Raw genomic sequence first — 2,303 nt, 5'->3', positions numbered from 1 at the left:
AGCGAACATGGTCGGCAATCGCATCGAGTAACATGTCGTCCATGATCCCGTGGATCTGCAACTGCAACTTCCAAGTCTTACGATCATTGGTGTCGATACCCTGAGACACGCTAACCGCGCGCAGTCCTTCCTCAACGACCTCCTCGTTGATGAACTGGTATCCTTTGCCAGCCTGTCGAAACAATCGACTCGCCTTGTAAACCAACAAGACTTTGGCTTGCCGAGAACGAAGAATTGCTTTGGTGCGATCCAGACCGGCACGTTGCATGCGTTTGCCTTTGACGCCTTCGTCAAGGGAAATCAACTCAGATGGAACATAGATGTGGTTTTTTGCGGCCCATTGGATGTTCTCCCGAACTTGGTCATCGGTTGAATGTTGCAGTTTAGTGCTGAAACGAGAGTAGATCGTACCGATGTCATACCCGTGAGTAGTTGCCCAGACGATCCGTGTTTCAAGAGCTTCTTCGGGATCAAATCCTTTCAAATCAAGATGATGGACGGCAGCCATTTCTGACCACCACTTACTTGCGTTCCGGGTGAGTTTTTCGTTAGCCGCACCCATTCTAGAAAGATCATGGTTCATTGTTTTGCTTCCTGTGAAGATGATCCAGCGGACGCACGTGGGCAACGCGCCCAGCGTTCCGTGAGATCAGTAACGCAATCAATCTGCGAGCGATAATTTTCTGTGGGCAGGCTGCTCACCAGAATTCGGCAACCCGATTTGTGCGCAAAAGACAACGCTCCGTGAAAACGGAGCGTTGGTGAAATTCAGTAGAGACTTTTAGACATGTTCAATGGATAAACATCCCTCAAGTAATATGCCGCGTTTCGGGCGTTAATTTAGCTCAATGCACGCACCGGACGTTAAAAACTGGCATGATCGCCATAACACTACACATCATATATGCCGCATTTTTGGGTTCAGTTTAGCTGAGCGATTGTCTTGAGCGGGTTCGATGAGAGATAAGCTGTTTGCCTTATCTTATATGACGCAAAAACGGCTCCAATTTAGCAAAAAGTCCACTGAATCCTGAGTCTTGATCGGACCTTTTCGATCTCGTGGCGAATCAACCAGCTTTTCGCTTCTTCTTCGTCTTTCCAAGTGCCGCCCAAAGCGGATCGTTGTAGTCGTCAGCCCACTGAGCGTAGTGATCCCAACAAAGTTTCGGCGTGTTACCCATCAAACCGGCCAGCACTTCGATGCCGGCTGGTTTGCCGGTGTAGTAACCTGACAAAGTTCGCTTTGCGAACGTGTGCCGACACGTGTAAGTCACTCGATCTTCGGCAAGTTCCAGCTTCTTCTTCAGCGAACTGAATTGCTGAACGCCATTTGACTGACTCCAAGGCTTCCCACGCATCGTCCGAAACAACGGAACGCCTGATCCCTTCGGTGACGCCAAAATTAGTCGCCGAGTAATCTGCTCCATTTCGTCACAAAGCATGATCCTCCGATCTTTTCCGGTCTTCTTAGCCGCCTTATGCCCGAAACTACCATCCGGAGTCCGCGCCTTCAGCAAATAGAACAACCCGTGTGGTGTTTCGACAACATGGTCCGCCGTCACGACCGCCAGTTCGGAATAGGGCCGCGCGCCCGTCAAGATACACCCCTTCAAGAACAACGCATGGGCAGTATTTGTTGCCGCATAGATCTGCGTTTCCTCCTCAGGGCTGAAACAAGTCACCCGAGCGGTTGCTGCAGGCTTTTCATAGCTCGATACCGGATTCGCATCGAGGTCATCGAACTTGCAACAGAAGTTGAATGCCGCTTTCACGCATCCGATCACATTTCGCTGAGTGTTGTTATTCCAAGTCTTGTGTCGTTCGAGCCAGGTTCTCAGGTGCTTCTTCTTAAGTTCATGCACCGTCAGCGCGCCGCAGTACCCGCAGAAGTCATTCAGCCAGTATTTGCACTGCACAACCCACTCTGGGCACGCAGTCTTCGTCAGATCACTCAAATAGATTTCGCAAACCTGTGCAACGGTCCATTCTCGCGATTTGACCGGCCCCGCTGGCGACAGTTCTTCAGCCAACTTGATCCGAGCCAGCGCCAACTGTGCGACTTCTCTATTGTCCTTCCCACGAACACGCTCACCAGCCTCGTCAAACAGAGCTTGCCGCTTCTTGGTTCCAGAGGGAGTGTAGTACCAGCAGTCCGTTTGTTTCCAGTGCCATGCAGATCCATGCTGCTGGCGACGTGATTTTCGATTCCTTGCCATTTTCAATTGACCTTTCAGAGTTGCCCCGGTTGCCGCCGGGAATTGACTTGTAAAAAGAGACAGACGACAATGTGATTGGGAACCGAG

General features: G+C 50.8%; 2 protein-coding genes. Both read right to left on the bottom strand.

Annotated features, from left to right (window positions below):
* Positions 1 to 508: recombinase family protein (locus ABD971_RS22540; RefSeq protein ID WP_345325790.1), on the bottom strand; the 508-nt coding region annotated here is incomplete at its 3' end.
* Between the two features lie 559 nt (positions 509 to 1,067).
* Positions 1,068 to 2,216 (bottom strand): tyrosine-type recombinase/integrase, encoded by a 1,149-nt coding sequence (locus ABD971_RS22535; protein WP_345325788.1) that lies wholly within the window; start codon positions 2,214 to 2,216, stop codon positions 1,068 to 1,070.
* Between the last annotated feature and the right edge of the window lie 87 nt (positions 2,217 to 2,303).

Source organism: Novipirellula rosea, from assembly GCF_039541335.1.
Classification (GTDB): Bacteria; Planctomycetota; Planctomycetia; order Pirellulales; family Pirellulaceae; genus Novipirellula; species Novipirellula rosea.
Note: the sequence above shows the minus strand (reverse complement) of the source record. Positions and strands in the feature narration are given on the sequence as shown.